The organism is Streptomyces sp. NPDC047981 (assembly GCF_040653315.1).
Lineage (GTDB): Bacteria > Actinomycetota > Actinomycetes > Streptomycetales > Streptomycetaceae > Streptomyces.
Map to the genome: position 1 here is coordinate 1 of NZ_JBEZNQ010000065.1, position 22,948 is coordinate 22,948.

Here is a 22,948-nt window from a genome sequence, read left to right on the forward strand (position 1 = left end):
CCACTCCTCCTTGTCCGCCCCCGGGGCCCTGCCGGGGGCCCCCACCCCCCCGCGGCCCCCCCCCCCCCCCGGGGGGGGCCCCCCCCTTCTGTTCGCCCGTGTACGGGCGACGCGCGCGCCCGTACACGGGTGGGAGCCGCCCGAGCTACACGAGCGCGCTGCCCGGCAGCTCGACCTTCGCGCCCAGCTCGACGAGCTTCTCCATGCTGTGCCTGCACGGGGGACGACCCCCGGACCCCCAGCAGGGGGCCGGCGGGAGCCAGGAGCCCGTGTCGTGGAGCGTCACACCAGCGCGCTGCCCGGGAGCTCGACCTTCGCGCCCAGCTCGACGAGCTTCTCCATGAAGTTCTCGTAGCCGCGGTTGATCAGGTCGATGCCGTGGACCCGGGACGTGCCCTGGGCCGCGAGGGCCGCGATCAGGTACGAGAAGCCGCCGCGGAGGTCCGGGATGACCAGGTCGGAGCCCTGGAGCTTCGTCGGGCCCGACACGACCGCCGAGTGCAGGAAGTTGCGCTGGCCGAAGCGGCAGTCCGAGCCGCCCAGGCACTCGCGGTACAGCTGGATGTGCGCGCCCATCTGGTTCAGGGCCGAGGTGAAGCCGAGCCGGGACTCGTACACCGTCTCGTGGACGATGGAGAGGCCCGCGGCCTGCGTCAGGGCCACCACCAGCGGCTGCTGCCAGTCGGTCTGGAAGCCGGGGTGCACGTCCGTCTCCAGGGCGATCGCGTTGAGCGAGCCGCCCGGGTGCCAGAAGCGGATGCCCTCGTCGTCGATCTCGAAGGCGCCACCCACCTTCCGGTAGGTGTTGAGGAAGGTCATCATCGACCGCTGCTGCGCGCCGCGGACGTAGATGTTGCCCTCGGTCGCCAGCGCCGCCGACGCCCAGGACGCCGCCTCCAGGCGGTCCGGGAGCGCGCGGTGGGTGTAGCCGTCGAGCTTGTCGACACCGGTGATCCGGATGGTCCGGTCGGTGTCCATGGAGATGATCGCGCCCATTTTCTGCAGGACGCAGATCAGGTCCTCGATCTCGGGCTCCACGGCCGCGTTGGAGAGCTCGGTGACGCCCTCCGCCAGGACGGCGGTCAGCAGCACCTGCTCGGTCGAGCCGACCGAGGGATACGGCAGCCGGATCTTGGTGCCGCGCAGCCGCTGCGGGGCCTCCAGGTACTGGCCGTCGTCCCGCTTCTCGATCGTCGCGCCGAACTGGCGCAGCACGTCGAAGTGGAAGTCGATCGGCCGGCCGCCGATGTCGCAGCCGCCCAGGCCCGGGATGAACGCGTGGCCGAGGCGGTGCAGGAGCGGGCCGCAGAAGAGGATCGGGATCCGCGACGAACCGGCGTGGGCATCGATGTCAGCCACGTTGGCGGACTCGACGTGCGTCGGGTCGAGGACGAGCTCGCCCGGCTCCTCGCCGGGGCGGACCGTCACTCCGTGCAGCTGGAGAAGCCCGCGGACCACGCGGACGTCACGGATGTCGGGCACATTGCGCAGCCGGCTCGGCCCGCTGCCGAGCAGGGCGGCGACCATCGCCTTGGGCACGAGGTTCTTCGCGCCGCGGACGCGGATCTCGCCCTCAAGCGGGGTTCCGCCGTGGACAAGCAGTACATCGTCTGTGCCGGTCATGAATCTCGCGTTCCGGAGAGGTCGGGCAAGGGGCCAGGGAAAAGGGTAAGGCTCGTGTACCCCCGTCTTGGAAGCCCAAGGGGGCCTCGCAGATGTAATGAATACGGCACAACACGCTCCGTTCACACGATCTTGCGGAGCGTCACCGTCCGTTTGTGTCCGTACGGGGTTTCGGCGACCCCTCTGAACTGCGAGGCTCGCCGGTCTGTCCGCAGTGCGCCCTTCGGCCCCCGCGGAGCCGGAAGATGCGGGATCATGTGTCGCATGACCGAGGTGTCCTCGCTCACAGGACGGCTGCTCGTCGCCACCCCCGCCCTGGCCGACCCCAACTTCGACCGTGCGGTGGTGCTCCTCCTCGACCACGACGACGAGGGCTCCCTCGGCGTGGTCCTGAACAGACCGACGCCGGTCACCGTCGGCGACATCCTCGCCCCCTGGGCCGACCTCGCGGGTGAACCGGGCGTGGTCTTCCAGGGCGGTCCCGTCTCCCTGGACGCGGCGCTCGGCGTGGCGGTGATCCCCGGCGACGAGGGCCCGCTCGGCTGGCGCCGGGTGTTCGGCGCGATCGGGCTGGTCGACCTGGAGACCCCGCCCGAACTCCTCGGCCCGGCCCTCGGCTCCCTGCGGATCTTCGCCGGCTACGCGGGCTGGGGCCCGGGCCAGCTGGAGACGGAGCTGGGCGACGGCGCCTGGTACGTCGTCGAGTCCGAACCCGGCGACGTCTCCTCCCCGCGCCCGGAATCCCTCTGGCGCGAGGTCCTCCGCCGCCAGCGCAGCGACCTCGCGATCGTGGCGACGTACCCGGACGACCCTTCGCTCAACTGACGGCGCAGCACGTGGTGGCGATGCGAACACGTGAGCGGGAAGTCGCTGGATGCGGGGTGCTTGAGCGAATCCGGACCAGGTGTGCGAGTCGCTGGATAGCGTGATCACCGATGAAGGTGACTGTGCAGGTCAAGCTGGAACCGACGCCCGAGCAGGCGTCGGCGCTCGCCGTGACGCTGAGTGCCTGCAATGACGCTGCCTCCTGGGTCGGCAAGATCGCTTTCGAGACGGGGGAGTTCAAGAACTTCTCGCTGCGCAAGCTTGTCTACGCGCAGGTCAAGGATCGGTGGGGGCTGGGAGCGCAGGCCGCGCAGCACGTCATCAAGAAGGTGTGCGACGCGTACGCGGCGCTGTGGGCGAACGCGCGGGCGGGCAACCTCGGGCATCAGGCATCACGGCGCTACCGTCAGGCCACGCAGCGTCCGATCCGCTTCCGCCTCGACGGGGCTCAGCCGTACGACGATCGCATGCTGTCCTGGCGTATCGACGCAGGCACTGTGTCCATCTGGACCATCAAGGGGCGGCTGAAGAACGTCGCGTTCTCGGGGAGCCCCGCACAGTTGCAGAAGCTGGCCCTACATCGTCGAGGCGAGTCGGACCTGCTCTGTCGGGACGGCTCCTGGTTCCTGGTCGCCACGTGTGACGTGCCCGAAGCGGAGCTCAACGATCAGCCGGACGACTTCCTCGGTGTGGACCTGGGGATCGTGAACATCGCCACCACCTCGGACGGCGAGGTCATGGCGGGGCGGCAGTTGAACCGCCTGCGTGCCCGCGATCGTCGGCTGAGGCGGAAGCTCCAGCAAAGGAACACGAAGTCTGCCAAGCGTCGAGCACGGCGTCGCCGGCGCAAGGAGGCGCGGCGAGCGAAGGACATCAACCACAAGATCGCGAAGAGGATCGTGACCGAGGCTGAACGCACCGGTCGTGGGATCGCCCTGGAGGACCTCACGGGCATCCGCGAGCGGGTACGGCTTCGCAAGCCCCAACGGGTCACCTTCCACTCCTGGTCCTTCGCTCAGCTCGAAGGGTTCATCGCGTACAAGGCCCGCCGTGCCGGAGTGCCCGTGGTGTACGTGGATCCGGCGTACACCTCTCGCACCTGTGCCGAGTGCGGCCATGTCGACAAGGCGAACCGGGTCTCCCAGGCCCGTTTCGCGTGCCGGTCCTGCGGATTCGTTGATCACGCGGATCGGAACGGCTCCCGCAACATCCGGGCCAGAGGCCTGGAGCTGTGGCGACGCGGGGCCCCATCAGCGGCCCCTGCCTCCTCAGGCCTGAGGGGAGCTGGACGCATGCGGCGTGTCGAACCGCTCGATGCCCGTCGTGCAAGCCCTGTCGCTTCCATGGCGGGCGGTTGATTACCCTTGGGTCCCATGAGCACTCTCGAGCCCGAGCGCGGGGCAGGTACGGGAACCCTCGTCGAGCCGACGCCGCAGGTGTCCCACGGTGACGGCGACCACGAGCGCTACGCCCATTACGTCCAGAAGGACAAGATCATGGCGAGCGCCCTCGACGGCACTCCCGTGGTGGCGCTGTGCGGGAAGGTCTGGGTTCCGGGGCGCGACCCCAAGAAGTACCCGGTCTGCCCCATGTGCAAGGAGATCTACGAGTCCATGGGCGCCGGCGGTGGCGACAAGGACAAGGGCGGCAAGGACAAGAAGTAGGCCTGCGGGACGGTCCTGGGGGGCCGTTCGCCGGGTTACGGGTCAGGTCGTCGGGACGGCCCCCGGTGCGCGCACTTCGGTGCGCGCGCCGGGGGCCGTTCGCGTGTCCGGGGGCTTGTGCGAGGGGGGCGCGCGTTGCACGGGGTGCGTCGGCCGGTCACAGAGTGGTTGAGACCACTTGTCCGGGAGTTGGTCCGCCCCTAACCTCACGCGTGTTGTGCAGCACGAAACGCCCGTTGCGTATGTTGCAACGCATTCGGAGGGGATCCGCCATGAAGCTTCCTGCTCGTTTCTCCGCCCCCGTCACCGCCCTCGTCCTCGCCGGACTCGTCGCCACCGGCTGCGCCCCGCAGACCTCCGACGGCAAGGCCGCGAGCGACGAGAAGAGCGGCACCCTGCGCGTCTGGCTCTTCCAGGAGGTCGACAACGCGCCCAAGAAGAAGGTCGTCGACGAGGCCGTCGCCGCCTTCGAACAGCGCAACAAGGGCGCGAAGGTGGAGGTCGAGTACATCCCCGTCGAGACCCGCGCCCAGCGCGTCAAGGCCGCCTTCAACGACCCGAAGTCCGCGCCCGACCTCATCGAGTACGGCAACACCGACACCGCCGGCTATGTGAAGGACGGCGGACTCGCCGACATCAGCGCCGAGTTCGGCGCCTGGGACCAGGCCAAGGACACCGACGCCACCGCCAGGGCCTCCGTCACCGTCGACGGCAAGGTCTACGGCGCGCCCCTCTTCGTCGGCGTCCGCGCGCTCTACTACCGCACCGACGTCTTCAAGGACCTCGGCCTCGCCGCCCCCAAGACCCAGGCCGAACTGATCGCGACCGCGAAGAAGGTGCGCAAGGCCAAGCCCGAGCTCTATGGGCTCGCCGTCGGCGGCGCCTACACCTACGGCGCCATGCCGTTCATCTGGGCCAACGGCGGCGAACTCGCCACGCAGAACGGCACCGCGTACACCTCGGCCATCAACAGCGAGGCCGCCCGCACCGGCATCACCACCTACACCTCCCTCTTCGGCGACGACAACTGCCCGGCCGCCAAGTGCGCCCAGATGGGCGGCAACGCCACCGTCACCGCCTTCGCCTCCGGCAAGGCCGCCATGGCCATCGGCGGCGACTTCAGCCACGCCGCGATCGAGGCCGGCGCCGTCAAGGGCAAGTACGCCGTCGTCCCGCTGCCCGGCCTGACCCCCGGCTCCATCGCCCCGGCCTTCGCGGGCGGCAACAACATCGGCCTGATGAAGAGCAGTTCGCACCGCACCCTCGCCGTCGACCTGATGAAGTCGCTGACCGGCAAGGAGACCCAGGGCAAGCTCTTCGACGCGATGGGCTTCCTGCCCACCTACACCGACGTCCGGGCGAAGGCCGCCGAGAAGCAGCCCTTCGTGAAGCCCTTCATCGACACCCTCGGCGCCGGCGCGAAGTTCGTCCCCGCCTCGCCCGGCTGGGGCCAGATCGACGCCTCGCTGGTGCTGCCGACGATGTTCCAGGAGATCGTCAGCGGCCGTAAGGACGTGAAGACGGCCTCCGACGAGGCCGCGAAGAAGATGGACGCGGCGTTCGCGGCCGCGGGCTGACCGGCATGACCCTGACCACCGCACCCAAGACGCCCGGGGCGCCGACCGCGCCCGCCGTCCGCCCGCCCCGCCGCCCCCGGCACCCCAGGGGCGGCTCCGGCTGGACCCCCTGGCTCTATCTGCTCCCCGCCCTCGTCGTCCTCGGCGGGCTGCTGCTCTACCCCATCTACCAGCTCGGGCTCATCTCCTTCCTGGAGTACACCCAGGCCCAGGTCAGCGGCGGCGAGCCGACCTCCTTCCAGGGCTTCGGCAACTACGCCACCCTCTTCGGCGACCCGCAGTTCTGGCAGGTCCTCCTCGCCACCGTCCTCTTTGCCGCCGCCTGCGTCGTCACCACCCTCGCGGTGGGCTGCGCGCTCGCGGTGCTCCTGACCCGCGTACGGGCCGTGCCCCGGCTCGCGCTGATGCTCGCCGCACTCGGCGCCTGGGCCACCCCCGCCGTCACCGGCTCCACGGTCTGGGTCTTCCTCTTCGACCCCGACTTCGGCCCGGTCAACCGGCTGCTCGGGCTCGGCGACTTCTCCTGGACGTACGGGCGCTACAGCGCCTTCGCGCTCGTCCTCTTCGAGGTCGTCTGGTGCTCGTTCCCGTTCGTGATGGTCACCGTCTACGCGGGCATCAAGGCCATCCCCGGCGAGGTCCTGGAGGCCGCGGCCCTCGACGGCGCCTCGCAGTGGCGGATCTGGCGCTCGGTCACCGCGCCGATGCTCCGGCCGATCCTGGTCGTCGTCACGATCCAGTCGATCATCTGGGACTTCAAGGTCTTCACCCAGATCTACGTCATGACCAACGGCGGCGGCATCGCCGGCCAGAACCTCGTCCTCAACGTGTACGCGTACCAGAAGGCCTTCGCCTCCTCCCAGTACAGCCTGGGCTCGGCGATCGGCGTCGTCATGCTGCTGATCCTGCTCGCGGTGACGCTGGTGTACCTCCGACTGCTGCGCCGCCAGGGGGAAGAACTGTGAGCAGCCTTCGTACCCGGATCCCGATACGCCGGCCCGGGCGCCTCGCCGCCGAGGCGACCGCCCTGCTCGTCGCCGTCGTCGTCGCCTTCCCGCTGTACTGGATGGTCCTCTCGGCCTTCAAACCGGCCGGCGAGATCCAGTCGACCCGGCCGCGGCCGTGGACCCTCTCCCCGTCCCTCGACTCCTTCCGGCGCGTCTTCGAACAGCAGGACTTCGGCCGGTACTTCCTCAACTCCCTGACCGTCGCCTGCGCGGTCGTCCTCGCCTCCGCGCTCATCGCCTTCCTCGCGGCGACCGCCGTCACCCGGTTCCGGTTCCGCTTCCGCACCACGCTGCTGATCATGTTCCTCGTCGCGCAGATGGTGCCGATCGAGGCGCTGACCATCCCGCTCTTCTTCCTGATGCGGGACTTCGGGCAGCTCAACACGCTCGGCTCGCTGATCCTGCCGCACATCGCCTTCTCGCTGCCGTTCGCGATCTGGATGCTCCGCGGCTTCGTCAAGGCGGTGCCCGAAGCGCTGGAGGAACAGGCCGCGATCGACGGCGCGAGCCGTACCCGCTTCCTCTGGCAGATCCTCTTCCCGCTGGTCTTCCCGGGTCTCGTGGCGACGAGCGTCTTCTCGTTCATCTCCACCTGGAACGACTTCCTGTTCGCGAAGTCCTTCCTCATCAGCGACACCTCGCAGTCCACCCTCCCGATGGCGCTGCTCGTCTTCTTCAAGCCCGACGAGAACGACTGGGGAGGCATCATGGCGGGATCGACCGTGATGACCATCCCGGTGCTCGTCTTCTTCGTACTCGTACAGCGCCGCCTGGTCTCCGGACTCGGCGGGGCGGTGAAGGACTGACGTCATGACCGACTTCAAGGACCTCGTTCCGGCGCCCTCGAAGGTCGAGGGACCCCACAGCGACGCCCTGGTACTGGACTCCCGTACGTCCCTGACGGCCGCGCCCGGCACCGAGTCGACCGAGCGCTGGCTGCGCGCCGCCCTCGGCGCCGCCTTCGGCCTGCCGCTGCCGCCCGCGCCGGAGGGCTCCGCCGCCGGCCTGTCGCTGCGCGTCGACGACGCCCTGGGCCCGGAGGCGTCCCGGCTGACCGTGACGACGGACGGCGCCGAGATCGCGGGCGGCGACCCGGCCGGCGTCTTCTGGGGCGCCCAGACACTGCGTCAGCTCCTCGGCCCCGACGCCTTCCGCAGGGCCCCGCGCCCCGGCGCGGTCGCGTCCGTGAACACCCAGGTCGTCACCGACGCCCCCCGGTTCGGCTGGCGCGGGCTCATGCTCGACGTGTCCCGGCACTTCCTGCCCAAGGACGACATCCTGCGCCAGCTCGACCTGCTGGCCGCGCACAAGCTGAACGTCTTCCACTTCCACCTCACCGACGACCAGGGCTGGCGCGTCGAGATCAAGCGCCACCCGCGCCTCACCGAGGTCGGCGCCTGGCGGGCCCGTACGAAGTGGGGGCACCGGGCCTCCCCGCTCTGGAACGAGACCCCGCACGGCGGCTTCTACACCCAGGACGACATCCGCGAGATCGTCGCGTACGCCGCCGAGCGGCACATCACCGTCGTCCCCGAGATCGACATCCCCGGCCACTCCCAGGCCGCCATCGCCGCCTACCCCGAACTCGGCAACACCGACGTCGTCGACACGAGCGCGCTGACCGTCTGGGACACCTGGGGCGTCAACCCGAACGTCCTCGCCCCCACCGACGCCACCCTGCGCTTCTACGAGGGCGTCTTCGAGGAGATCCTCGACCTCTTCCCGTCCACCTTCGTCCACATCGGCGGCGACGAGTGCCCCAAGGACCAGTGGAAGGAGTCCGCGACGGCCCAGGCCCGCATCAAGGAGCTGGGCCTCGCCGACGAGGACGAGCTCCAGTCCTGGTTCATCCGCCACTTCGACCGCTGGCTCGCCGACCGGGGCCGCCGCCTCATCGGCTGGGACGAGATCCTGGAGGGCGGCCTCGCGCCCGGCGCCGCCGTCTCCTCCTGGCGCGGCTACGCGGGCGGCGTCACCGCCGCCGAGGCCGGCCACGACGTCGTCATGTGCCCCGAGCAGCAGGTGTACCTGGACCACCGTCAGGCGGCGGGCGAGGAAGAGCCGATGCCCATCGGTTACGTACGGACCCTGGAGGACGTCTATCGCTTCGAGCCCGTCCCGCCGGGCCTGAGCGCCGAGGCCGCCGCCCACGTCCTGGGCACCCAGGCCAACGTGTGGACCGAGGTCATGGAGAACCGCTCCCGGGTCGACTACCAGACCTTCCCGCGCCTCGCCGCCTTCGCCGAGGTCGCCTGGTCCGCCCTGCCCGCTCCGGCCGAGCGGGACTTCGCCGCCTTCGAGCGCCGGATGGCCGCCCACTACCGGCGCCTGGACGCCCTCGGCGTCGACTACCGGCCGCCCGGTGGACCCCACCCCTGGCAGCAGCGGCCCGGCGTCCTCGGCAGGCCCATCGAGGGGGCGCCCCCGAACGTGTGAGGCACCTCGCTTCCCCACGTCACCCAAGAGCGGCAAAACGGAAGTTAACGTCTCCCGTGGGGCTTCCTGGACGGAACCGTCCTTCGCGGACCCTCGCGTCGGACGGCTCGGAAGATGTGCCAGAGTTGCCACGATCAGCCTGTGAGCACGTACGGTACGGCCACACAGGCAGGGCAGCCGGGGACGAGTCGGGGACCGCCGGGGACACCGGGAAGGGGCAGCGGGTTGACCACGCACGCACCACAGACGGCGCAGTCCGTGACGCTGCCGGCCTCGCTCGACGAGGCCGTGGCGGCGCTCACCGCCATGCCCGCCGCCGTGCCCGTCGCGGGCGGCACGGACCTGATGGCCGCCGTCAACAAGGGGCAGCTCAGGCCGGCCGGCCTCGTCGGCCTCGGCCGGATCAACGAGATCCGCGGCTGGCAGTACCAGGACGGCCACGCCCTGCTCGGGGCCGGCCTCACCCACTCCCGGATGGGCCGCCCCGACTTCGCCGCCCTCATCCCCGCCCTCGCCGCGGCCGCGCGCGCCGCCGGGCCGCCCCAGATCCGCAACGCGGGCACGCTCGGCGGCAACATCGTCACCGCGGCGCCCACGGGCGACTCGCTGCCCGTCCTGGCGGCCCTGGAGGCGGACCTCGTCGTCCTCGGCCCGCTCGGCACGCGCGAGATCCCGGTCTCCCACCTGCTCGCCGGCCGCGACCTGCTGGCCCCCGGCGAGCTGGTCGCGTTCGTCCGCGTCCCCCTCCTGCACGCCCCGCAGGTCTTCCTCAAGGCCACCGGCCGCACCGGCCCGGCCCGCGCCACCGCCTCCGTCGCGGTCGTCCTCGACCCGGCGCGGCGCGGCGTGCGCTGCGCGGTCGGCGCGATCGCCCCGATGCCGCTGCGGCCCCTGGAGGCCGAGCACTGGATCGCCTCGCTGGTCGACTGGGACGGCGACCGGGGCCTCGCCCCGGAGGCGCTGACGGCCTTCGGCGAGTATGTGGCGGCGGCCTGCATCCCGGACCCGCCGGGCGAGGAGCAGCTGCCACCTGCGGTACTGCACCTGCGGCGCACGGTCGCCGCGCTGGCTCGACGGGCACTGGGGAGGGCGCTGTCGTGAGCAACGAACCGAACGAGAACCAGCACGGCAACGGCTACGCGGGCGGCTGGGAGCCGATCCCGCAGAGCGAGGGGTACGACGGCGACGCCACGGCCTTCGTCCACCTGCCCCCGGAGTTCATGCTCGACGGCGTCCCGCTGGAGGCCCCCGGCCACGGCTACGTACCGCCGATGATCGTGCCGCTGACCCCGCTCACCCCGGCTGCGGGGACGGACCCGGCGGCGACGGGCCAGTGGGTGGTGCACACGCCGACGGCGGCGGAGCACGTGGAGCCCCTGCCCGAGCACCTGGCCGAGCCCATGCCCGAGTCCCTGCCCGAGTCCCTGACCGAGCGGGACCCGCAGGCGACGGCCGAGTGGACGTTCCCGGACGCCGCGGCGGCGCCGACGCCGGGGGAGCCCGACCCGCATGCGACGGGCCAGTGGAACTTCACCGACTCCGGATCGACGGGCCAGTGGACGATCCCGGTCGTGGCGGAGGGCGCCGAAGCCTTCGAGGAGTCGGGCGAGTACACGACGTCGATGCTGGCGCAGTACGCGAGCAGCGCTCCGGCGACCCTGCCGGGCGGTGCTCCGGCGCCGTGGGCGGTGCAGCAGCCGGAGACGGCGGAGACGGCTCAGGCGCAGGCCGAGGAGGAGCCGGCGGCGGGGCCCGAGGACCTTCCGGTCGAGGAGCACCCGGCTGAGGAGCACCGGGCTGAGGAGCACGGGGCCGAGGCGCACGGGGCTGAGGAGCACGGGGCCGAGGAGCACGGGGCGGGGGACCATCCGCTCGACGACCGTCCGTTCGAAGAGCATCCGGGCGAGGAGCGGTCGGCAGGGGACCAGTCGGCCGGGGAACATCCGGCCGGGGAACATCCGGCCGGGGAGCATCCGGCCGGGGAGCATCCGGCTGAGGACCACCCGGCCGAGGAGCCCGTTCCCGCGCCTTCCACGGGCAGCAGCGCGGACAGCGACGAGCACCCGCACATCTCGTACGTCCTGCGGGTGAACGGCGCGGACCGGCCCGTGACGGAGTCGTGGATCGGCGAGTCGCTGCTCTACGTCCTGCGTGAGCGGCTCGGCCTCGCGGGTGCCAAGGACGGCTGCTCGCAGGGCGAGTGCGGCGCGTGCAACGTCCAGGTCGACGGCCGGCTCGTCGCGTCCTGCCTGGTGCCGGCGGCGACGGCGGCCGGCAGCGAGGTGCGTACGGTCGAGGGCCTGGCCACCGACGGCGAACCCTCGGACGTCCAGCGCGCCCTGGCGCGCTGCGGGGCCGTCCAGTGCGGGTACTGCGTACCGGGCATGGCCATGACCGTCCACGACCTGCTCGAGGGGAACCACGCTCCGACCGAGCTGGAGACCCGCCAGGCGCTCTGCGGCAACCTCTGCCGGTGCTCGGGCTACCGGGGCGTGCTCGACGCCGTGCGCGAGGTCGTCGCCGAGCGCGAGACGCAGGCGCAGGCACAGGCGGCGGCCTCGGCCTCGGCCTCGGCCTCGGCGTCGGACGAGGCGCGCATCCCGCACCAGATTCCCCACCCGCACGACGGAGGCATGGCGTGAGCAGCGACGCGACCACCGCGCCACCCACCCCCACGGTGGTCGATTCCCTCGAGCTGCCGGAGGAGGCGCCCCACGGCCTGGGCACCTCCCTCCCGTCGGCCGACGCGCGGGCGAAGGCGGAGGGCACCTTCCCGTACGCCTCCGACCTGTGGGCCGAGGGCCTGCTGTGGGCGGCGATCCTGCGCTCGCCGCACCCGCACGCGCGGATCGTCTCGATCGACACGAGCGCGGCGGCGGACCTGCCGGGCGTACGGGCCGTGGTCACCCACGCCGACGTGCCCGGGGACGCGACGTACGGCAGGACGGTCGCCGACCGCCCGGTCTTCGCCTCCGAGCTGGTCCGCCACCACGGTGAGGCGATCGCGGCCGTGGCCGCCGACCATCCGGACACGGCCCGGCTCGCGGCGGCGGCCATCGCCGTCGAGTACGAGGTCCTCGACCCGGTCACGGACCCGGAGAAGGCCTTCGCGGCCGAGGCGCTGCACCCCGACGGGAACCTGATCCGGCACATCCCGCTGCGGTTCGGGGACGCGGACGCGACCGGCGAGGTCGTGGTCGAGGGCCTGTACCGGATCGGACGGCAGGACCCGGCCCCCATCGGCGCGGAGGCCGGCCTCGCCGTGCCGCGCCCCGACGGCGGGGTCGAGATCTACACGGCCTCCACCGACCCGCACACCGACCGGGACCTCGCGGCGGCCTGCTTCGGCCTGGCGCCCGAGCAGGTCAAGGTGGTCGTGACGGGCGTTCCCGGGGCGACGGGCGACCGCGAGGACCCGGGCTTCCAGATCCCGCTGGGCCTCCTCGCCCTGCGCACGGGCTGCCCGGTCAAGCTCACCGCGACCCGCGAGGAGTCCTTCCTCGGGCACGCCCACCGCCACCCGACGCTGCTGCGCTACCGCCACCACGCGGACGCGGAGGGCCGGCTGGTGAAGGTGGAGGCGCAGATCCTGCTGGACGCCGGCGCGTACGCCGACGCGTCCGCGGAGTCGCTGGCGGCCGCGGTGTCGTTCGCCTGCGGCCCGTACGTCGTGCCGCACGCCTTCATCGAGGGCTGGGCGGTCCGTACGAACAACCCGCCGTCCGGCCATGTGCGGGGCGAGGGCGCGATGCAGGTGTGCGCGGCGTACGAGGCGCAGATGGACAAGCTGGCGGCGAAGCTGGGCGTGGACCCGGTGGACGTACGGCTGCGGAACGTCCTTGCGACGGGCGACATCCTGCCGACGGGCCAGACGGTGACGTGCCCGGCTCCGGTGGCGGAACTCCTCTCCTCGGTCCGTGACTTCCCCCTCCCGTCCCTCCCGATGGACACCCCGGAGGAGGACTGGCTGCTGCCGGGCGGACCGGAGGGCGCGGGCGAACCGGGCGCGGTGCGCCGGGGCGTGGGCTACGCCCTCGGCATGGTGCACATGCTGGGTGCGGAGGGCGCGGACGAGGTCTCGACGGCGACGGTGAAGGTCCAGGACGGCGTGGCGACGGTCATCTGCGCGGCCGTGGACACCGGTTCGGGCTTCGCGACCCTGGCACGCCAGATCGTCCAGGAGACGCTGGGCCTGGAAGAGGTCCACGTCGCCTCGGTGGACACCGACCAGCCGCCGGCGGGCCCGGCGACGCACGGCCGCCACACGTGGGTGTCGGGCGGCGCGGTCGAGCGCGCGGCGAAGATGGTCCGCACCCAACTGCTCCAGCCGCTGGCCCACAAGTTCGGCATGTCGACGGAGCTGCTGCAGATCACGGACGGCAAGATCACGTCGTACGACGGTGTCCTGTCGACCACGGTGACCGAGGCGATGGACGGCAAGGAGCTCTGGGCCACGGCCCAGTGCCGCCCCCACCCGACGGAGCCGCTGGACGAGTCCGGCCAGGGCGACGCGTTCGTGGGCCTGGCGTTCTGCGCGATCCGCGCGGTGGTGGACGTGGACATCGAGCTGGGCTCGGTACGGGTGGTGGAGATGGCGGTGGCCCAGGACGTGGGCCGCGTGCTCAACCCGGCCCAGCTGGCGGCCCGTATCGAGGCGGGCGTGACCCAGGGCGTGGGCGCGGCCCTCACGGAGAACCTCCGCACGGCCCGCGGCCTCCTGCGCCACCCGGACCTCACCGGCTACGCCCTGCCGACGGCCCTGGACGCCCCGGACATCCGGATCGTCAGGCTCGTCGAGGAACGCGACGTGGTGGCCCCCTTCGGCGCGAAGGCGGCGAGCGCGGTCCCGGTCGTCACCTCCCCGGCGGCGGTGGCCTCCGCGGTCCGCGCGGCCACGGGCCGCCCGATCAACCGCCTCCCGATCCGGCCCCAGGCGGCGGTGGGGGCGCCGAGCGCGTAGGGGACGTTTGCTGGCTGGAACCCGTCGCCGCCCACGAGCCGGACCCCGCCTCCTCGCTAGAGTGACGGGCCTTGTTCGTGTCAACGGGGGAGGCGCGTGTGTCGTTCGAGGCCGAGTGGAGCGGGCTCAAGAGGGCCGTGGCGGACCGCGATTCGCACATGCGACTCAATCAGCTGCCGTCCGAGAACGGCAGCGGCGGCCCCGCCGACCTCAGCGTCAACCAGGACGCCCTGGGGGCGATCGGCGGTGCGGCCTTCGCCCTGCACGGCCGGCTCGTGAAGGACGGCAACCACGCCCGGACGACCACCGAGGCCGCCGCGACCGGCATGTCGAGCACGGGCTTCCGCACGGGCGCCGCGCTGACCACGGTCCAGGAGACCTGGCGCTCCCAGCTGAACACGCTCCTGGACGCCTGCGCCCATATCTCCAACCACCTGGACCACAGCGCGGCGCAGCACGCGAAGGACGACGAGGACATCAGAGCCTCGCTGTCGGTCTCCGCGATCACCGGGTACTTCAAGTAGGCGGGCGGACATGCTGACGTTCGACCACGTCTACCGGGCCCCGCTCGCGAAGATGAAGGACGCCGCCGACGACTGGTCGGAGATGAAGGCCAAACTGGACAAGCTGTCCGAGGACGCCCGTACGACCATGGCGGCGAAGGCCAAGGACGACTACTGGCGCGGCCTGAACGCGGAGGTCACCAAGCCCTTCGTGGCGAAGACGGCCAAGGAGTTCGAGGACGCGGCGAAGGCGGCCGCCGGCATCCACAAGATCCTCGAGGACGCGTACCAGGCCTTCAAGAAGGCCCAGGACGAACTCAAGAAGATCGTGGAGACGGAGGCGCCGGCGCAGCGGATGGTCGTCATGGCGACCGGCAGGGTCGAGCCCCGGAACCCGGTGGCGGAGATGAAGGACCCCGACCTCCGTAACGACCCCGACTATCCCGACCTGGTCCGCAGGGAGGCTGAGGCGGTCCACGCCCTGCAGCGGCGGATCGACGCCGTCGTCGAGACCTGCGACGACGCCGACGTGGCGTGCGCCAACGCTCTGAAGGCCAACATCACCACCGACAAGCACGACTTCAGCGCACCTCGGTACACGAGCCTCGACGCCGAGGAGGCCCACCGCGCCCTCGACCTGGCCAGGAAGGGCCGAGAGCTCTCCCACGCGGAGCTGGAGCGTCTGAACGAGCTGCTCAAGGACAACGGCACGTCCAAGGAGTTCTCCAGGACCTTCTACAACGGACTCGGCCCGAAGGGCGCGTTGGAGTTCTTCGGCCAGCTGTCCTCCTCCACCTCCCAGTTCGGGAAACTGGACGAGCAGCGGCTGAAGGATGTGCAGGAACTCCAGCAGAATCTCGGCATCAATCTCGCGGCGGCCACCCAGGGTGGAGACAAGTGGACCGAGAGCTGGTCCGCCGAGATGCGCAAACTGGGCACCGAGCGCGTTCCGATGGCGAAGAACGACTACAACGCGCCATTCGGCTACCAGTTGCTCGGCGGCATCATGCGATCGGGCAACTACGAGCCGAAGTTCCTCAACCCGATCGCAGAACATATCGCTCAACTGCATCACGCGGACCCGAGAAGGTTCGCCGAGAACAAGACCTTCAGCGGGGCGCAGAACCCGTTCAACCCTTCCGGGGTGAACGGGTCCGGCTACGACCCGATGATCCCGATGCTGGAGGCCCTGGGGCACAGCCCGGAGGCCGCGAAGCTGTTCTTCTCGGACGAGCCGACGGCGTACAAAGAGGACGGCACCCCTGGTGGTGACCTCGACCTGGGTATGAACGCGGACGGCAAGCCCATCGAGAGCTATCTCGACTTCTTCGCGAACGAGAAGTACGAGGGTTTGCCGGACGTCGACGGGCGCCACCCGGACCAGGTGAAGGTATCGGCGGACTTCATGCCCGACGCCCTGGGGCACGCACTGGAGGCGGCGACACTCGGCCATGCCTGGGACGATCCGGACCCGAAGCTGGGTCGCGACGCGACCACGGCGGGCATCATGAAGGACGTCGTCTCCACCTACAGCGATGCGGGGCTGCTGAGCAAGCAGTCCGCGATGGCGGACAGCCTCGGAAACATGGGTGCGGGGTACGTCGACGACCTCAACTGGGCGCTTGCCGACAACGATGCGGGGAACGTCTACGCGCCGACCGGCAAGGGTGAGGGCGATCTCCTGGCGACTCACCCTGAATTCGGGCGCCGGAACGCGGTCGAGTTCCTGAGTGCACTGGGTCAGCATCCCGACGCCTATGCGACGATCTCCACGGCGGAAAGGATCTATGCCACCAGCGTATTGGAGGCACAGGTCGGCCCTGACGGCGACATCAACGAAGGGCGTGCTCAGGCTGCCGTCTACACCAGCGGAACCATGCAGGGGCTGTTGGACCAGTCGCGTGCGGATCAGGTCGAGGCTGGTGGCATGAAGGCGCATGAGGACTACGAGAAGGCTCAGGAGGCGAAGTCCGCCTGGATCGGGTTCGGGACGACCGCAGCTGTCGCGGCGGGCGTGGCGTTCCTTCCGGCGACCGCTGTGGCCGCGGGTGCTGCGGCCGTGATCGTCCCGCTCGCGATCGAGACCGGGACGGGGGCGGTCGAGACGCTTGCGGGGCAGGTGATCGGCGACTGGTCGGACAAGTCCGTCGATGAACACAAGGACGAGACCGAAGGGAAGATCCGCGAGGAGAAGACCTCCATCTACACCGCGGGCAGGTACAGCGCGGAGGCCCCTATGGACCGCTTCGTCATGTACCACCGTGATGAGGTTAGTGAGAAGTTCAAGCAGGAGCTCATCGAGTCCTTGGGGAACGGTTACCTTCAGGGCAACGCCCGAGAGAACCAACAGGGCAATGACCCGGAGACCGGGTGACGGGGGTGGGGCGCATGAGGGCAAGGGGACGTGCGTCGGCTTCCACTGTGTTGGCGGCCTTCTTCCTGGCAGCATGCGGTGGTGGGGAAGCGCCGCCGAGGGTCACGGCTGAAGAGCAATGTGAGGGCGCGATCTCGCCGGGAGCGGCTGCTCGGGCGCTCGAAAAAGTTCTGAACACAAAGAAGTTCAGCGATGACACGGATACCTGGCTCACGCGGACCACGGAGCAGATCGCGACCGGCTACGAGGCTGGTGCCAGGCGAACGCTGAACGACCCTCGCTGCCTGGTGCAGGCCGATCCCGGAAGTGAGGATCTGGCCATCGAGTTCGGACTCTACGACCCGTCCGACTTGATGATGGGCAAGCGTATCGCCAATGCCCATCCGTACGAGATGGGCATCGACGCGCACGCTGGCTTCAGAAAGGCGTTCCTCTTCACCGAGTGTGTGAGTGCGCAGCTCAACTCCTCTCGGGAGCGCCCAGCTCGTATCCAGGGGAGCTTGGATGTGGGGCGCCCCGAGCCCGCCGACACGGTTGCCATCCGCGAGGCCAACCTCATCGTTCTCCATTCCGCTGCCCTTGCCGTGGTCAGGAAGCTGGGCTGTGAGAACGATGCGGGGTTGCCCGAAAAGCCGGTGATGAAGCCCCGTACGCCGCAGGGTGCGATGGACGGAAGGTGACGTGATGGCGGCTTCCCGTGCGCGGACGGGGTTCGCGCTCGCGCTTCTCGGTCTTTCGGCGGTGGCTTGTTCCTCCGGGAGCGACGACGGCTCTCCCGCCGGGGCGACGGCGTCGGAGGTGTGCGGCGGATTCGCGAAGGACGCCCCTTCAACGGCCGTGCTCAAGGCTGTGATGGACACCGATCGCTTCAGCAGCAGACTCTCCGAACCGGAGAAGGCGATCGAGAGTCTCCGCGCCGCTGCCCGCGAAGGTCGGAGCTCGGAGACCGGAAAGCCCCGTGCACAAGCCGTCCCGTACTGTTGGCTGCTGCCGGCCGAGGGAGGCGGGGAGGCGTCCCTTCGCGTCCTGCTCAGCCCGGAGTCCGGGATTCCCGAGCATGATCCCAGGTTCGGTGACGGCGTGACGTACTTCTCCTCCGGGGGAAGGGCCTACGCGTCCGACAACTCGGCCTCGGTCTTCTTCACCTGCCGCATGAAGGCTCCGGCGCACGAGATCGTGGTCCGGGCCGGCCTGGAGGCGCCGACAGGCGGGAAGCCTGGGGGAGATGACCCCCGAGTGCGGGTGATCACGCTGGCCAATGCCGCCGCTCGCGATGTCGCTGCCGAACTGGGCTGCGAGGGAAGCGGTTTGTCGTCCGGCGTTCCGCCGAAGTCCGGCGAATGAACGGCGGGGCCGTACGGCCGGGGCGGCGGGACGGCCCCGCGTGTCAGTCGCCGTCAGTCCCGTCGCCGTCAGTCCGTCGCCGGTTCCGTGGATCGGCCCGCCAGGGACAGTGTCAGGATCGAGACGCGGGTGATCAGGGCGGCCAGGAGGATCGGGGTGAGGCCGTTCACGTCGAGCATGCCGCTTTCGGTGCCCAGCCAGGACAGGAGCCACCAGATCAGGGCGTCCTGGAGGAAGCCGGCCGCTGCGAAGGCCAGGAGGGGGGCCGGGGGGACCGGGGCCGACGGGCCTATGTAGATGAGCTGGGTCAGGGTGGCGATCACCAGGCCGGTCAGGACCACGGCGAGGATCGCGTCCGCCGTGTCGCCGTTCAGCGTGATGCCCGGCAGCAGCGCGCAGGAGAGGCCGGCTCCGACGAGGGCGCCCAGGCGGCGCCGCGTGCCTGTGTCAGTCATGCCACGGACTCTGGCACAGGCCGGACGGGCTTGTGAAGATCTTGTGGAGGCCGTGATCGGAATCGAACCGACGTAACTCGCTTTGCAGGCGAGCGGACGACTTGGCCCTGACTCTGTGACAAACGCGCAGCTTAGAGAGCTGGCAGAGCCTGGGTCAACGCGTGAGTGGATCGCTATCAACTTGCCCAACGGAGCCGTACGGAGACGTGGACGGCCCTGAAACGAGCGGCCAATCTGGTCGTCTCACAGAGCGCGCGCCTGTCACATGGTCAACAGACTGTTGCCCTCCGGGGGGATAAGCCCCCACCCACTCACACGCGCCCACAACACGGCTCCCCGGACCTATCCCTGACCTACGCACGACACCAACCGGTGAGCGTCAGCGCCGCCGTGGAGCCATCTCGCCGGGCAACGTGTCCTTCCCTTCAACGGCCTTCCGCAGCCGAGCGCCAGCCGGAGTGAACGGCCTTGTCAGGGTCGCCGTCGGCCACTGCTCCCGGATGAACTTCCACGCCGCGGTCATGAGCCCCTTCCCCCGGAAGTGCGGGTGCAGCCATACCCACGTGACGGCCGCCAGGTGATCGCTCTCGGCCCTCCAGAACCCGTTGCCCGCCGGGATGACGCCCACAGCACCCACCACGGGACAGTGGGGGCTGTTCACCCAGTTCCGATACGGGATCAGGACCACGCTCATCGGGAATGTGTTGTCACCCGGCCTGGCCGAGTAGGGGTACCCATCGAACGGCGTCTCCCGTTTGAAGTACATGGCGAACTCCTCCGCCACGTCCCGCAACGCGCGGGGAGACTCGTCCGTCACCACCGGGTACGGCTGGTCCTCGTCGTAGAAACTCCAGAACCGCTCGTGAACCGGCACCACTCGAATCGAGGCCGTCTCCATCATGACTTCGATGTCCGCACCCAACGGCACCCCGCCTGTGGCGTCTGCGCGCCCGCTCATGCCCCGTACCTACCTCTCGACGGCTTTTGGGTTACTTGCCTTCGGGCTGGTCCCAGTGGTCCACGCAGATGGCGTGCCCGTCGAGGGCGCTCGCGGCCCGCACGTTCTTCCACTCACCCGAGGCGAACGCCAGCAGGATCAACGGGGCCTCCCCACTTGTCTTCCTGAGCACGAGGGCCCCGCTGCCCTGGATCTCCACCTCATCGGCGTGGGCGTGTACTACCTCCCCGCTGGTCAGGTCGATCCGCCAGTAGTACTGGCCGTACTTCGCGGAGTTGGGGTTCGCCATGTTCCACACCAGCCCTTCGCTCAGCGCATCCGCGCTCCTCCCCTGATCCTCTCAGCGATTCTGCGGCTTCAGTCCAACTTGCCGTGATTCAGGCAACCTTGGAGAAGTCCAGGGAGAGCGTCGTCGGCTTCTCCTTGCCCGCGTCGGCCTGGCCGGTGAATCGGAAGTACACGGTCGCCTCCTCGCCCATCATGTCGACATCCAGGCCCGCCACTTGGGCACGGTGGTCAAGCTCGTCCATGAACACCTCTATCGAGCAGGCGAAGTCTTCATTCTCGCGAGCAACCCACGTCCCTCCCCGCTTCCACTCATCCCACTTGCAGGCCGAGAACGGCGTCTCTCCGGTCTCCCAGATACGGTCATCGGTCAGCTTCTGAGCCATGGTTCACCCTCCAATTGACGCCGCTACCCGAGCCTTTCCCGAGCGCTTCCGGCGACGGCAGAACCATGGCCCTCCGGCCGCCCGTTGAGCAAGCCCAAGCCCAATACCCTCCGCGCATTTCTCCGTACGCCTGGTAATTGGGGCGTGCCACACAAACCCGTGAGCTGCGCATTGTCGCACCCGGGCATCAAACTGCCGGCTGTCGAATATCCCTCAAAGGGACTAACGCCAAATCGGGACATCTCCTCCGCGCTCCAACTCGCCTTGCCGCTCGCCGTCCCGCACTGGCACACTCCCGTCACCCACGCTCCCTGTCGCACGCTCCCCGCCTCAAGATCGAGAAGCGTGACAACAGCCCCAACTCACATGCGTGACAGACGCCTTTGTCACGTCACGCTGTCACGCCCATCGTGCGTGACAAATAGGCGTGACGTGACAGAGCGAGACAAGCACTGTCACGCATGTTTTCGCAGTTCAGATGCGTGACAGAGCGTTTGTCACGCTGTTCGAACGAGCGCTCACGTAAGTGAGCGCACTCGACATAGACAACACTGCCGATCAACAGCTAACGCGCACGCGTGCGCGACTGGAGAATTGGGCATCTCGATGTGACCTATATCACGCAGAAATCTATTTTCCGCCTGCCCGCGCTCACCTTTCAGTGCGGATTTCCGTGCGAATACATTGATGTCACGGAAATCCGAGAGAAACGGAAGAGGGTAATGGAGCGGAAGAATACCCGTCACGCCAAGTGCGAGCACCCTGACACTCGCGCCGGGCGATGGAAGTGCCGAGCGGCTCGGCTTCACGCCGAATGCAGCCACAAGCAGACCCCCTATCAATGGCGCAAGTGCGAGGACCAGGCTCGCGATGCGCAGAAGAAGCGCAGCGAGGGCTGATCATGTCCCACACCACTCCGAGTGACGACGACCTAGCTCCGAACCAGGCCACGTGGCTGGAGGAGTTCTCCGCACTACTTCCCTTCACTCACGAGGGGACGAGCTTCACCAGCCCGGAGCAACTCCTCCCGTTCATGCCCGAACCTCAGTGGGTGGCGAGAGAGGTCCGCGAGTGGTACTGCCGCGAGTTGGCAGCCTTCGAAGCTGACCGCAACCGGTTGGAGCAGGAGTTCAAGAACGACCCCCCGAACGCCATTGAGATGGCCATGGCGCAGGAGCTGTACGACTGGGAATTCCTGCCCGAGGTCGAGCTGTGGCGCCCAATCGACCCCGTCTACCTTGAGGGTGCACGCGACCACCAGGTTGTGCTGGTGCGTCCTTCTTCGTCGCTCATCCGAGAGGCCGCTCGTCGTCGCTCAGCTGATTGGTTTGATGACGACCAGAGCGATAGCGGCACAGGGATGCAGCTAGACGCCGGCGAGGTGCAGAACGCGGACAAGATCAGCCACCTGTTCTATAGCGGCGTCATGAACTCCATCTTCGGCGACCGATCGGCCGGTAAGACCTGGTTGGCCCTGGCCCTCGCCCGAGAGTTCATCGAGCGTGGCGAGCATGTGGCCTGGCTCAACTTCGAAGCCATGCTCGGCTCCACTCTCCGGGCACGACTGAGCGCGATGGGTGTGGACGAGGCAAGGGTCGCCACGTACTTCCACGCCTACGACCGTCCCGACGAAGCTCCGGCCACGCCCGAACTCTTCGGTCTGGTCGTCATTGATGCTGTGGATCCTTGCCTGTCCCACATGGGCCGGAACACGCACAACGACGGCTCCGCCGTGGATGAGATGGCCAAGCGGTACTTCTACCCGTACCAGGCGGTGAACCCGAGCGTCGTCGGCCTGACCATCGACCACATCGGTAACAGCAACGACAGGCGAGAGTCCGGCTCGCGTCGGAAGCAGCACTACACCCAGGGCGTGAAGTACCAGATGGTCTCTGAGCGGAAGGCGCGGAAGGGCACGAAGGGTTATGCGGCTCTGCTGCTCCGCAAGGACAACAGCGGTGAAGTGCCTTTCGATGACGGTGAGGAAGTCGCGTACGTCGTGCTGGACAGTACGCGCGACGTTGAGCGCATCGAGGTCCTAATCACCGCTCACGCACCCCTAAAGGCGAACGAGAGCGTCACGGAGCAGACGCAGCGCAAGAGCGCGCGCAATGACGCCCTCCAGCTAATTCGAGACGTGGGTGTGATCACGCGTGCCGAGTACCTAGCCAAGATGCAGGCGCTTGGGTACACCGGGCCTAACGCGAGGAAGCAGATCCAGCGGCTCAAGGATGTCCCTCTGATCGAGGTCGGTGGAGAAAAGTCAGAAGACTTCATCTCGTGGATTTCGGGTAATTGATAAACCGCAAAGGGAGTAATAGCGTGCTGAACACGTCAACTCACGTGCAAGGAGCGGGCCATGACCAGGACCATCGACTTCTCCAAGGTGCAAGACCGGCCGGACCCCCGTCTGCGGAAGAAGTCGCAGCCGCGACCGACCCTGGATTTCTCCAAGATCGAGGCGTCCGGCCGGGAGGCGTACCGCGCAGCCATGACCACTCGGACAGCCTGACTGCAGCGCTGGCCCGAATCGAACTCCGCCTGGACCAGG

At 69.2% G+C, this 22,948-nt stretch carries 21 protein-coding genes; 16 read left to right on the plus strand and 5 right to left on the minus strand.

Annotated features, from left to right (window positions below):
• Window positions 1–282 precede the first annotated feature (282 nt).
• Window positions 283–1,623 (minus strand): UDP-N-acetylglucosamine 1-carboxyvinyltransferase, encoded by a 1,341-nt coding sequence (gene murA, locus AB0E14_RS29715; RefSeq protein WP_362424882.1) that lies wholly within the window; start codon window positions 1,621–1,623, stop codon window positions 283–285.
• A gap of 264 nt (window positions 1,624–1,887) precedes the next feature.
• Between murA and AB0E14_RS29720 the strand changes: the two genes are divergently transcribed.
• The 14 genes from AB0E14_RS29720 to AB0E14_RS29785 all read left to right on the plus strand — a co-directional run bounded on the left by AB0E14_RS29720 (window position 1,888) and on the right by AB0E14_RS29785 (window position 18,313).
• The gene (locus tag AB0E14_RS29720) at window positions 1,888–2,448 is read left to right on the plus strand and encodes a YqgE/AlgH family protein (RefSeq protein WP_362424886.1); all 561 of its coding nucleotides are present in this window, start codon (window positions 1,888–1,890) and stop codon (window positions 2,446–2,448) included.
• A gap of 110 nt (window positions 2,449–2,558) precedes the next feature.
• Window positions 2,559–3,806, plus strand: coding sequence for a transposase (locus AB0E14_RS29725; RefSeq protein ID WP_362424888.1), 1,248 nt, complete (start codon window positions 2,559–2,561; stop codon window positions 3,804–3,806).
• A gap of 15 nt (window positions 3,807–3,821) precedes the next feature.
• Window positions 3,822–4,112: a DUF3039 domain-containing protein gene (locus AB0E14_RS29730; RefSeq protein WP_318106551.1), complete on the plus strand. Its 291-nt coding sequence runs from the start codon at window positions 3,822–3,824 to the stop codon at window positions 4,110–4,112.
• Between the two features lie 272 nt (window positions 4,113–4,384).
• Window positions 4,385–5,689, plus strand: a complete 1,305-nt coding sequence (locus AB0E14_RS29735; RefSeq protein ID WP_362424892.1) for an extracellular solute-binding protein — start codon at window positions 4,385–4,387, stop codon at window positions 5,687–5,689.
• Window positions 5,690–5,694: 5 nt separating this feature from the next.
• Window positions 5,695–6,654, plus strand: coding sequence for a sugar ABC transporter permease (locus AB0E14_RS29740; protein WP_362424896.1), 960 nt, complete (start codon window positions 5,695–5,697; stop codon window positions 6,652–6,654).
• The gene (locus tag AB0E14_RS29745) at window positions 6,651–7,502 is read left to right on the plus strand and encodes a carbohydrate ABC transporter permease (RefSeq protein ID WP_362424899.1); all 852 of its coding nucleotides are present in this window, start codon (window positions 6,651–6,653) and stop codon (window positions 7,500–7,502) included. Before AB0E14_RS29740 ends, AB0E14_RS29745 begins: the two co-directional genes overlap by 4 nt.
• A gap of 4 nt (window positions 7,503–7,506) precedes the next feature.
• Window positions 7,507–9,132, plus strand: a complete 1,626-nt coding sequence (locus AB0E14_RS29750) for a beta-N-acetylhexosaminidase (RefSeq protein ID WP_362424902.1) — start codon at window positions 7,507–7,509, stop codon at window positions 9,130–9,132.
• Window positions 9,133–9,357: 225 nt separating this feature from the next.
• Window positions 9,358–10,233: an FAD binding domain-containing protein gene (locus tag AB0E14_RS29755; protein WP_362424905.1), complete on the plus strand. Its 876-nt coding sequence runs from the start codon at window positions 9,358–9,360 to the stop codon at window positions 10,231–10,233.
• Entirely contained in the window at window positions 10,230–11,774 is a 1,545-nt protein-coding gene (locus AB0E14_RS29760) for a 2Fe-2S iron-sulfur cluster-binding protein (RefSeq protein ID WP_362424908.1), read from the plus strand. Before AB0E14_RS29755 ends, AB0E14_RS29760 begins: the two co-directional genes overlap by 4 nt.
• A 35-nt stretch (window positions 11,775–11,809) precedes the next feature.
• Entirely contained in the window at window positions 11,810–14,092 is a 2,283-nt protein-coding gene (locus AB0E14_RS29765; RefSeq protein WP_362425021.1) for a molybdopterin cofactor-binding domain-containing protein, read from the plus strand.
• A 158-nt stretch (window positions 14,093–14,250) separates the two neighbouring features.
• Entirely contained in the window at window positions 14,251–14,616 is a 366-nt protein-coding gene (locus AB0E14_RS29770; protein WP_362424911.1) for a hypothetical protein, read from the plus strand.
• A gap of 10 nt (window positions 14,617–14,626) precedes the next feature.
• On the plus strand, window positions 14,627–16,969 hold the full coding sequence (locus AB0E14_RS29775; protein ID WP_362424914.1) for a hypothetical protein: 2,343 nt from the start codon (window positions 14,627–14,629) through the stop codon (window positions 16,967–16,969).
• A gap of 47 nt (window positions 16,970–17,016) precedes the next feature.
• Window positions 17,017–17,649: a hypothetical protein gene (locus tag AB0E14_RS29780; protein ID WP_362424917.1), complete on the plus strand. Its 633-nt coding sequence runs from the start codon at window positions 17,017–17,019 to the stop codon at window positions 17,647–17,649.
• Between the two features lie 4 nt (window positions 17,650–17,653).
• Complete coding sequence (locus tag AB0E14_RS29785) at window positions 17,654–18,313, plus strand: hypothetical protein (protein WP_362424920.1); 660 nt, start codon at window positions 17,654–17,656, stop codon at window positions 18,311–18,313.
• 68 nt (window positions 18,314–18,381) lie between these two features.
• Here the strand turns inward: AB0E14_RS29785 and AB0E14_RS29790 are convergent, their stop codons facing one another.
• The 4 genes from AB0E14_RS29790 to AB0E14_RS29805 all read right to left on the minus strand — a co-directional run bounded on the left by AB0E14_RS29790 (window position 18,382) and on the right by AB0E14_RS29805 (window position 20,397).
• A complete protein-coding gene (locus AB0E14_RS29790) occupies window positions 18,382–18,768 on the minus strand; it encodes a hypothetical protein (RefSeq protein WP_362424923.1) in 387 nt (128 codons plus the stop codon).
• Window positions 18,769–19,147: 379 nt separating this feature from the next.
• Window positions 19,148–19,726, minus strand: a complete 579-nt coding sequence (locus AB0E14_RS29795) for a hypothetical protein (RefSeq protein WP_362424926.1) — start codon at window positions 19,724–19,726, stop codon at window positions 19,148–19,150.
• A 31-nt stretch (window positions 19,727–19,757) separates the two neighbouring features.
• A complete protein-coding gene (locus tag AB0E14_RS29800; protein WP_362424929.1) occupies window positions 19,758–20,015 on the minus strand; it encodes a hypothetical protein in 258 nt (85 codons plus the stop codon).
• Window positions 20,016–20,103: 88 nt separating this feature from the next.
• Window positions 20,104–20,397: a hypothetical protein gene (locus AB0E14_RS29805; RefSeq protein ID WP_362424932.1), complete on the minus strand. Its 294-nt coding sequence runs from the start codon at window positions 20,395–20,397 to the stop codon at window positions 20,104–20,106.
• 901 nt (window positions 20,398–21,298) lie between these two features.
• Between AB0E14_RS29805 and AB0E14_RS29810 the strand changes: the two genes are divergently transcribed.
• Complete coding sequence (locus tag AB0E14_RS29810; protein WP_362424935.1) at window positions 21,299–22,696, plus strand: hypothetical protein; 1,398 nt, start codon at window positions 21,299–21,301, stop codon at window positions 22,694–22,696.
• Window positions 22,697–22,756: 60 nt separating this feature from the next.
• Window positions 22,757–22,909: a hypothetical protein gene (locus AB0E14_RS29815; RefSeq protein WP_362424938.1), complete on the plus strand. Its 153-nt coding sequence runs from the start codon at window positions 22,757–22,759 to the stop codon at window positions 22,907–22,909.
• Window positions 22,910–22,948: the final 39 nt, after the last annotated feature.

What these genes read in the sequence shown, in the direction of transcription:
- murA (WP_362424882.1), bottom strand. Translation starts at nt 1,623, where the DNA reads ATGACCGGCACAGACGATGTACTGCTTGTCCACGGCGGAACCCCGCTT.
- AB0E14_RS29790 (WP_362424923.1), bottom strand. Translation starts at nt 18,768, where the DNA reads ATGACTGACACAGGCACGCGGCGCCGCCTGGGCGCCCTCGTCGGAGCC.
- AB0E14_RS29795 (WP_362424926.1), bottom strand. Translation starts at nt 19,726, where the DNA reads ATGAGCGGGCGCGCAGACGCCACAGGCGGGGTGCCGTTGGGTGCGGAC.
- AB0E14_RS29725 (WP_362424888.1), top strand. Translation starts at nt 2,559, where the DNA reads ATGAAGGTGACTGTGCAGGTCAAGCTGGAACCGACGCCCGAGCAGGCG.
- AB0E14_RS29805 (WP_362424932.1), bottom strand. Translation starts at nt 20,397, where the DNA reads ATGGCTCAGAAGCTGACCGATGACCGTATCTGGGAGACCGGAGAGACG.
- AB0E14_RS29775 (WP_362424914.1), top strand. Translation starts at nt 14,627, where the DNA reads ATGCTGACGTTCGACCACGTCTACCGGGCCCCGCTCGCGAAGATGAAG.
- AB0E14_RS29800 (WP_362424929.1), bottom strand. Translation starts at nt 20,015, where the DNA reads ATGGCGAACCCCAACTCCGCGAAGTACGGCCAGTACTACTGGCGGATC.
- AB0E14_RS29785 (WP_362424920.1), top strand. Translation starts at nt 17,654, where the DNA reads ATGGCGGCTTCCCGTGCGCGGACGGGGTTCGCGCTCGCGCTTCTCGGT.
- AB0E14_RS29740 (WP_362424896.1), top strand. Translation starts at nt 5,695, where the DNA reads ATGACCCTGACCACCGCACCCAAGACGCCCGGGGCGCCGACCGCGCCC.
- AB0E14_RS29735 (WP_362424892.1), top strand. Translation starts at nt 4,385, where the DNA reads ATGAAGCTTCCTGCTCGTTTCTCCGCCCCCGTCACCGCCCTCGTCCTC.
- AB0E14_RS29770 (WP_362424911.1), top strand. Translation starts at nt 14,251, where the DNA reads ATGCGACTCAATCAGCTGCCGTCCGAGAACGGCAGCGGCGGCCCCGCC.
- AB0E14_RS29810 (WP_362424935.1), top strand. Translation starts at nt 21,299, where the DNA reads ATGTCCCACACCACTCCGAGTGACGACGACCTAGCTCCGAACCAGGCC.
- AB0E14_RS29815 (WP_362424938.1), top strand. Translation starts at nt 22,757, where the DNA reads ATGACCAGGACCATCGACTTCTCCAAGGTGCAAGACCGGCCGGACCCC.
- AB0E14_RS29720 (WP_362424886.1), top strand. Translation starts at nt 1,888, where the DNA reads ATGACCGAGGTGTCCTCGCTCACAGGACGGCTGCTCGTCGCCACCCCC.
- AB0E14_RS29730 (WP_318106551.1), top strand. Translation starts at nt 3,822, where the DNA reads ATGAGCACTCTCGAGCCCGAGCGCGGGGCAGGTACGGGAACCCTCGTC.
- AB0E14_RS29750 (WP_362424902.1), top strand. Translation starts at nt 7,507, where the DNA reads ATGACCGACTTCAAGGACCTCGTTCCGGCGCCCTCGAAGGTCGAGGGA.